The 8032-nt window shown below is 69.5% G+C and carries 7 protein-coding genes; 3 read left to right on the top strand and 4 right to left on the bottom strand.

Annotated elements, in window-relative coordinates:
• Together A5622_RS24800 and A5622_RS24795 are read right to left on the bottom strand one after the other, a co-directional pair.
• On the bottom strand, positions 1–551 hold a 551-nt coding region (locus tag A5622_RS24800; protein ID WP_156753082.1), incomplete at its 3' end, for a DUF222 domain-containing protein.
• Between the two features lie 78 nt (positions 552–629).
• Complete coding sequence (locus A5622_RS24795; RefSeq protein ID WP_066881819.1) at positions 630–2078, bottom strand: FAD-binding oxidoreductase; 1449 nt, start codon at positions 2076–2078, stop codon at positions 630–632.
• Between the two features lie 261 nt (positions 2079–2339).
• On the opposite strand from A5622_RS24795, the gene A5622_RS24790 reads away from it, so the two are divergent.
• The gene (locus A5622_RS24790) at positions 2340–2858 is read left to right on the top strand and encodes a DUF732 domain-containing protein (RefSeq protein WP_066872132.1); all 519 of its coding nucleotides are present in this window, start codon (positions 2340–2342) and stop codon (positions 2856–2858) included.
• Here the strand turns inward: A5622_RS24790 and A5622_RS24785 are convergent.
• Both A5622_RS24785 and A5622_RS24780 read right to left on the bottom strand, forming a co-directional pair.
• Positions 2855–3136: a DUF3017 domain-containing protein gene (locus tag A5622_RS24785; protein WP_066872126.1), complete on the bottom strand. Its 282-nt coding sequence runs from the start codon at positions 3134–3136 to the stop codon at positions 2855–2857. The two genes, A5622_RS24790 and A5622_RS24785, sit on opposite strands and share 4 nt — an antisense overlap.
• Positions 3133–3978 (bottom strand): bifunctional methylenetetrahydrofolate dehydrogenase/methenyltetrahydrofolate cyclohydrolase, encoded by an 846-nt coding sequence (locus A5622_RS24780; RefSeq protein ID WP_066872123.1) that lies wholly within the window; start codon positions 3976–3978, stop codon positions 3133–3135. Before A5622_RS24780 ends, A5622_RS24785 begins: the two co-directional genes overlap by 4 nt.
• A gap of 139 nt (positions 3979–4117) precedes the next feature.
• Between A5622_RS24780 and A5622_RS24775 the strand changes: the two genes are divergently transcribed.
• Positions 4118–5335, top strand: coding sequence for an NADH:flavin oxidoreductase (locus A5622_RS24775; RefSeq protein ID WP_066881817.1), 1218 nt, complete (start codon positions 4118–4120; stop codon positions 5333–5335).
• Between the two features lie 30 nt (positions 5336–5365).
• Complete coding sequence (locus A5622_RS24770; RefSeq protein ID WP_082994687.1) at positions 5366–8005, top strand: FHA domain-containing protein; 2640 nt, start codon at positions 5366–5368, stop codon at positions 8003–8005.
• Positions 8006–8032 lie beyond the last annotated feature (27 nt).

Raw genomic sequence — 8032 nt, 5'->3', positions numbered from 1 at the left:
TAGGTGCCGTCGGGGTTGAGGCAGTCGGCCAGGGTGCGGGCCAGCCCGGCGAGTTGTTCGGGGCGAAACCGGCTGCCTTCGGCGGCCAATCGCGCTTCGGCCCGCTCGCGGGTGGCGGCGTCGATCCAGCCGGGCAGCTGGTGATAGAACTTGCGGATCACCGCCACCTGGCCCGCGCCCAGCTCGCCCCGGCGTTGTCCGGCGGCGGTGGCGGGCAGCATCGGGCCCAGCGGTTCGCCGGTCAGGCCGTGGCGCGGGCCCAAATCGCGTGCCTCGTTGAGGCGGCGGGCGGCTTCGGCGCGGCTGATCAGGGTCGCCTCGGCGATGGCGTGGACCACCGTGGCGCCGAGTTCGACCGAGGGTGCTTGGCGGGCCAGGGCATTGATCACGGGGTGCTCGACGGCTGGGATGCGTCGGCGCTGCTTTTCGCAGCGCGCCAACACCGCCAGCTGTTGCCGGGGCTTCAGGGCATCGAGGTTCAGCGCGCACACGCGATCCCAGGCGGCATCGAGCGCGTCGAACGCCGCCTCGACATCCTGCTCATCACTCACACCGCCAAACTAACGGCACCCACCGACAAAAATCGGCCGAGAAATCGCCATAGATTCACACTCGCGCAATTAATCTCGCTAAAAGTCAAGTCCCGAGAACATCAGCCGGTTGGGGTCGTACTTCTGCCGGACGGTCGCCAGCCGCGACAGGTTTTGGCCGTAGTAGCGCGACGGCGCGGTATTGGCCTCCAGGTAGTTGACGTAGCCGCCGACCGAGAACTGTTGTACCGCTTGATGCGCGGCGCCCACCCAGGTGCTGGCGGCGGCTACCTGGTTGGCGGCGGGCTCGACGTACCACTGCACCACCGCGGACTGAGTGCGCCACGGAAACGCGGTGTCGCCCGGCGCGACGTCGGCGACCGCGCCGCCCAGCGGATCGATCAGCACCGAGGCCTGACCCGCGCCGGAGGCCGGCCACTGCCCGGCCGCGGTCGCAATGGCATGGGCCGCAGCGGAAGTCATCGGCCCGATCACATCCGAACCGGCCACGAAGCCGCGCGCCGGGCTGGTCGCGCCGCCACCGGCCAGATAGGTCACCAGGTCCATGTGGCTCAGCGTCTTATTGGTTACGGCGGTGGGCGCCAGCCCAACCGCGGATTTGAGGGTGTCGGCCACACCGGAGCCGCTCCCGGCCGGAGACGTCGCCAGCACATGGCAATTCGCCTGCGCCGAGCCGACCGACAGATCAACCATCCCCCAGGTGTTGCGGTCCGCGCCGGCCAGCCAGGATTGCCAGCCGGTGAGCACCTGCACCGCCGACGACGGTGGGAAGTCCAGCCGGACCAGGTCGCTGTCCGCGGTGGCGAAGGTCGCGAAGGTCATCGCGGTGGTCACCCCGAAGTTGCCGCCGCCGCCACCGCGCAAGGCCCAGAACAGATCCGGGTTGTCGTTGGCCGACGCGGTGACCACGTCGCCGCTGGGCAACACCACGGTCGCGGATTGCAGCGCGTCGCAGGTGAGCCCGGCGCGCCGGGCGTCGGCGCCCACCCCGCCGCCCAACGCGAGCCCCGCCATGCCGACGGTGGGACAGGTGCCGACGGGAACGGCGCGGCCCGCGCCGGCCAGGGCCTGGTGTACGGCATACAGATCGGTCGCCGGGGTCACCGTGACGTTGTTGCCGTCGAAGTTCGCCCCGCCGGGCAGGCCGCGCAGATCGAGCACCATGGTGCCGTTGGCGCTGGACGCACCGACGTACGAATGACCCCCGCCGCGCGGTGCGACCTTGAGGTTGTTGACCTTCGCGAACGCGACGGCCTTCTGCACGTCGGCCTGCGACGAAACCCGAACTACCGCAGCTGGATTGGAGCCGTTGTAGAACGAGTTGAAAACCTGCTTGCCGGCGGAGAATTGGGCGCCGTTGGCCGGTAACAGCACGCTGCCGCCGATCGAGGAGGCAAGGCCGCCCCAGCCCGCGGGGTCCGCGGCCGCCGGGGCGGTGCCGAACACCGCTCCCGTCGCCAACATTCCGACGGCGCCGCGAAGAAACGTCTGACGCGAGATCTCGTGGTGGGTCGGGCGGGTCGTCATGGGGCGGATTCTGGTTCATCTCCCGCCCGCAAGTCCGGTGTCGCCGCCCGTGTTACATCACAGTGTGGCGTCGATCTGCCGAGTGGCCTTGCGCAATCGGGCCGCGTAATAACCGACGCCGCGCCGGTCGCGACCTCACGAAACGCTTATTGTGCGAACCTTTACCCCACCGTGTCGCAAACGTGACAGTGATGGCCCAGAGTTCGTAGGCGTGATTCGAGTGTGCCTCAGACGCACTCCATGGCGGACGGGGAGGCTGGCGTGAAGGCACTTGCACGAACTCATCAATGGATCTGGGTCTTTCGCCATCAGCCCTTCACCATCCGCCTGCTGGCCGCGGCCGCCGGCCTGCTGACCGTGGCCTCGGCGTTCGCGGCGCCGGCCGGTGCGGAGGGCAACGGCGACGACTTCATCGACGCGCTCAACCACGCCGGCATCGACTTCGGCGAGCCCGGTAACGCGATGTCCGTCGGCGAGTCGATCTGCCCGATGCTGTCGCAGCCGGGCGGCAATTTCGCGGCGGCCGCGTCCAGCGTCGCCGGCCGCGGCATGTCGCCCACGATGGCCCGCATGTTCACCACGATCGCAATCCAGACGTATTGCCCCCAGGAGATGGCGAACATCGCCAACGGCAACCTGTCCGGGGCCATGCCGCCGGGAATGCCGGGCCAGATCCCGGGCATGACGGGTCAGATTCCCGGGATGACGGGCCAGATTCCCGGGATGGCGGGCCAGCTCCCCGCGATGCCCGGGCAGGTTCCGGCGCTGCCGAGGTACTAGCGGGTGCCCAGCGGGTCGATGGTCCACGCGATATAGAACATCGCCGCCCCGACCGCCGCGGTGGTCATGAAGTCGATTCCCTTGCCGCGCACCACCAGAAGGCCGGCCCGGTCCTCGGACAGCAGCAACCGCAGCAGCGCCGCGACGCCGACACCGATGCCGATCAACAACGAACCGCGACGCCAGAAGTTGGCACCCACCAAGGCCAGGGCCGTCGCAAAGATCAGGCCCACCAACAGAATTGGCCACTGGGCCCGCAGCACGGTCCGCGCGGTCATCCCCGCTCGGCCAGTTCGACGACGTTGGTCAGCAGGAACGCGCGGGTCAGCGGGCCCACCCCACCGGGATTCGGCGACATGTGGCCGGCCACCTCCCACACGTCGGGATGCACGTCGCCGGCGAGCTTGCCGTCCACCCGGCTGACGCCGACGTCGAGCACCGCGGCACCGGGGCGCACCATGTCGGCGGTCACCATGTGCGGCACCCCGACGGCGGCGACGATGACGTCGGCCTGCCTGGTCAGGGCGGGCAGGTCGCGAGTTCCGGTGTGGCACAACGTCACCGTGGCGTTCTCGGAGCGTCGGGTCAGCAGCAGGCCGAGCGGGCGGCCGACGGTGACGCCGCGGCCGATGACGACCACGTGCGCCCCGGCGATCTCGACGTCGTAGCGGCGCAACAGGTGCACGATGCCGCGCGGGGTGCACGGCAGCGGGGCCGGGTTGTTGAGCACCAGCCGGCCCAGGTTGGTGGGGTGCAGCCCGTCGGCGTCCTTGTTGGGGTCGACCCGCTCCAGCGCCGCGTTCTCGTCCAGGTGCTTGGGCAGCGGCAACTGCACGATGTAACCGGTGCAATCCGGGTTGGCGTTGAGCTCGTCGATGGTGTCGTTGAGCGTGTCGGTGCTGATGTCGGCGGGCAGGTCGCGGCGGATCGAGGTGATGCCGACCTTGGCGCAGTCGGCGTGCTTGCCCCGCACATACGCCTGGGAGCCGGGGTCGTCGCCCACCAGGATGGTGCCCAGCCCGGGGGTGCGGCCCGAGGCGGTCAAAGCGGTCACCCGCTGTTTGAGGTCGACGAAGATCTCGTCGCGGGTGGCCTTGCCGTCCAGCGTGATTGCTCCCACGCTGACAGTCTGGCAGACATCGGTGATGGCGACCCGCCACGCCCGGCTTCGCCGCGCTCGCGATCACCATTAGACATCGATGATGGCGACCCGCCACGCCCGGCTTCGCCGCGCTCGCGATCGCCATTAGGCTCCCGGTATGTCAACCCCGCCGGACGTGTTCAGCCCCGCGAAGCTCGGGCCGATAACGCTGCGTAACCGCACCATCAAGTCCGCCACCTTCGAGGCGCGCACGCCCGAGGCGCTGGTGACCGACGACCTCATCGAATACCACCGGCTGCCCGCCGCCGGCGGGGTCGGCATGACGACGGTCGCCTACTGCGCCGTCTCCCCCGGCGGGCGCACCGAGGGCAACGGCATCTGGATGCGGCCGGAGGCCGTGCCCGGGTTCCGACGGCTCACCGACGCGGTCCACGCCGAGGGCGCTGCGGTCAGCGCGCAGATCGGCCACGCCGGCCCGGTGGCCAACGCCAAGTCCAACAAGGCCAAGGCGCTGGCGCCGGTGCGGTTCTTCAACCCGATCGGGATGCGATTCGCCAAGAAGGCGACGCGTGAAGACCTCGACGAGGTGATCGCCGGGCACGCCAACGCCGCCCGCCTGGCCATCGAGGCCGGCTTCGATGCCGTCGAAATCCACCTGGGCCACAATTATTTGGCGAGCTCGTTCCTGTCCCCGCTGATCAACCGCCGCGACGACGAGTTCGGCGGATCGCTGGAAAACCGGGCCAAGGTCGCCCGCGGCATGGTGATGGCCGTTCGGCGCGCGGTGGAAAAGGAGGGCACGCCCATCGCGGTGACCGCCAAGCTGAACATGGCCGACGGGGTTCGCGGCGGCATCAGCACGGAGGAGTCGCTGAGGACAGCCAAGTGGCTCGAGGAAGACGGCGGCCTGGACGCGATCGAACTCACCGCGGGCAGCTCGCTGGTCAACCCGATGTACCTGTTCCGCGGCAACGCGCCGCTCAAGGAGTTCGCCGGCGCATTCAAGCCGCCGCTGAGCTGGGGCATGCGCATGACGGGCAAGAAATTCCTGCGCGAATACCCGTACCGCGAGGCATATCTGTTGCGCGACGCCAAGCTGTTCCGCAACGAGCTGAAGATGCCGCTGATCCTGCTCGGTGGCATCACCAACCGGGAGACGATGGACCTGGCGATGGCGGAGGGATTCGAATTCGTCGCCATGGCCCGCGCGCTGCTGGCCGAACCGGATCTGATCAACCGGATCGCCGCTGATGGCGCCCGGCACCAGGTGCATTCGGCGTGCACGCACTGCAATCAGTGCATGCCCACGATCTACACCCGGACGCACTGCGTGGTCACCGGCGCGCCCGATGTGGCAGCGGGCGCTCCCCGGTAATCCACAGGGGCGCAAGCTACAGTTGTGGCGATGTCAGCACCAGCCCCGCCAGCGCTAACCGTCCATCACGAAGGATCGGAACGCACCTTCGCAGCGGGCCACGATGTAGTAGTCGGGCGCGATCTGCGAGCGGACATGCGTATCACCCACCCGCTGATTTCGCGTGCCCACCTGCTGCTGCGCTTCGACCAGGGCAAGTGGCTGGCGATCGACAACGGTTCGCTCAACGGCACTTTCGTCAACGGCCGGCGGGTGCCGGTGGTCGAGATCCACGACGGGCAGACCCTCAACATCGGCAACCCGGACGGGCCGCTGCTGACGTTCGACGTCGGCCGCCACCAGGGCATGGCCGGGCGTCCGCCCCGCACCGAGTCGATGAACATCCCGGTCGCGGCACCGCCCCAGGCACCGGCCTGGTCGGCGCAGCCGGCCCCCCCGGCCGCCGCGCCACCCCCGCCCCCGCCCGGCCGCACGCCCAACTGGGCGGCGCCGCCGCGACGCCCGCAGCCCGCACCCGTGCAGCGGCAGCACCCGCCCGCCGTGTACGGCGGCGGCGGTGGCCGCCCGCCCGCGTTCCCGCCGGCCGCGCCGCACTCGCCGCACGCCGCCCCGCCGATCGCGCAAATGCCCGCCGTCGGGAGCCCGCACACCCAGATGGCCCCCGCCTCCGCGAAGCCGCCCGAGGTCGCGAACCTGGCCACGAAGATGTTCCAGGCGCTGATGCCGTCGCGATCCGGCGCCATCCAGAAGCCCGCCGGCTCGCAAACCATCGGCCGCGCCACCGACAACGACATCGTCATCCAGGACGTGCTGGCCTCGCGCCACCACGCCTTCCTGATCCAGACGCCGCTGGGCACCGAGATCCGCGACGCGCACAGCGTGAACGGGACGTTCGTCAACGGCGTTCGGGTCGGCTCGGCGGTGCTGACCGAGGGCGACGTCGTCACCATCGGCAACGTCGACCTGGTGTTCACCGGCGACAACCTGGTCCGACGCACCGAGGCCGCCACCCGCAGCGGCGGCCTGGAGGTCAACTCCGTCTGCTACACCGTCGACCACGGCAAGCAGCTGCTCGACCACATCTCGCTGACCGCGCGGCCCGGGACGCTGACCGCCATCATCGGCGGTTCGGGCGCGGGCAAGACCACGCTGTCGCGGCTGATCGTCGGCTACACCAGCCCGACGTCGGGCACCGTGACCTTCGAGGGCCACAACATTCACACCGAGTACGCCTCGATGCGCAGCAGGATCGGCATGGTCCCGCAGGACGACGTGGTGCACCGCCAGCTCACGGTCAACCAGGCGCTGAACTACGCCGCCGAGCTGCGCCTGCCGCCCGACACCAGCAAACAGGAGCGGGCCCGCATCGTCGCGCAGGTGCTCGAAGAACTCGACATGACCCAGCACGCCGACACCCGGGTCGACAAGCTCTCCGGCGGCCAGCGCAAGCGCGCCTCCGTCGCCCTCGAACTGCTCACCCAGCCGTCGCTGCTGCTGCTCGACGAGCCGACGTCGGGTCTGGACCCGGCGCTGGACCGCCAGGTCATGCTGATGCTGCGCCAGCTGGCCGACGCCGGCCGCACGGTCTTGGTGGTGACCCACTCGGTGTCCTACCTCGACGTCTGCGATCAGATCCTGCTGGTCGCACCCGGCGGCAAGACCGCGTTCTGCGGGCCGCCGGACCAGGTCGAGTCCGCCATGGGGACCCGCAACTGGGCCGACATCTTCGCCAAGGTGGGCGCCGACCCGGACGAGGCCAACCGCCGCTTCAAGGAGCGCAACCAGCAGTCGTCGCAGCCACCGACCCCGGAGAGCCCGGCCGATCTGGGCGAACCGCCCCAGACCAACCTGTTCCGGCAGCTGTCCACGATCGCCCGCCGCCAGGTTCGGCTGGTCGTGTCCGACCGCGGTTACACCATCTTCCTGGCGGTCCTGCCGTTCCTCATCGGCGCGTTGTCGCTGACGGTGAAGGGCCCCCACCCCGGCCTCGGCCCGGCCGACCCCTTGGGCCCCGCGCCGACGCAGCCGCAGTACATCATGGTGCTGCTCAACATCGGCGCGGTGTTCATGGGCACCGCGCTGACCATTCGTGATCTGATCGGCGAGCGCCCGATCTTCCGACGCGAGCAGGCCGTCGGCCTGTCCACCACCGCCTACCTGCTGGCCAAGATCGCGGTGTTCTGCGTCTTCGCGACGGCACAGGCGGCGATCGCCACGATTATCGTGCGGCTGGGCAAGGGCGCGCCGACGGCGCATCCCCAGTTCTTCGGCAACTCCACCTTCTCGCTGTTCGTCACCGTCGCCGGCACCTGTGTGGCCTCGGCCATGCTGGGCCTGCTGCTGTCGGCGCTGGCCCAGTCCAACGAACAGATCATGCCGCTGCTGGTGGTGTCGATCATGTCGCAGCTGGTGTTCTCCAGCGGCATGATCCCGGTCTATCAGCGCATCGGCCTCGAGCAGATGGCGTGGCTGACGCCCGCCCGGTGGGGCTACGCCGCGGGCGCCTCCTCGATCGACTTCCCATCGCTGGTCAAGGTCAAGCAGATCCCGACCAACGACCCGATCTGGCAGCACTCCAAACACATTTTCGTGTTCGACATGCTGATGCTCGCGGCGCTGTCGATCGGCTACACCGGCTTCGTCCGCTGGCACATTCGGCTGAAACGCTGAGGCCGGGCCGCGGCCAACGACCCCTAA

Origin of the sequence: Mycobacterium sp. 1245801.1, assembly GCF_001673055.1 — a bacterium.
Classification (GTDB): domain Bacteria; phylum Actinomycetota; class Actinomycetes; order Mycobacteriales; family Mycobacteriaceae; genus Mycobacterium; species Mycobacterium europaeum_A.
The sequence above is the reverse complement of the archived record's forward strand: the minus strand, read 5'-3'. Positions and strand labels throughout refer to the sequence as shown.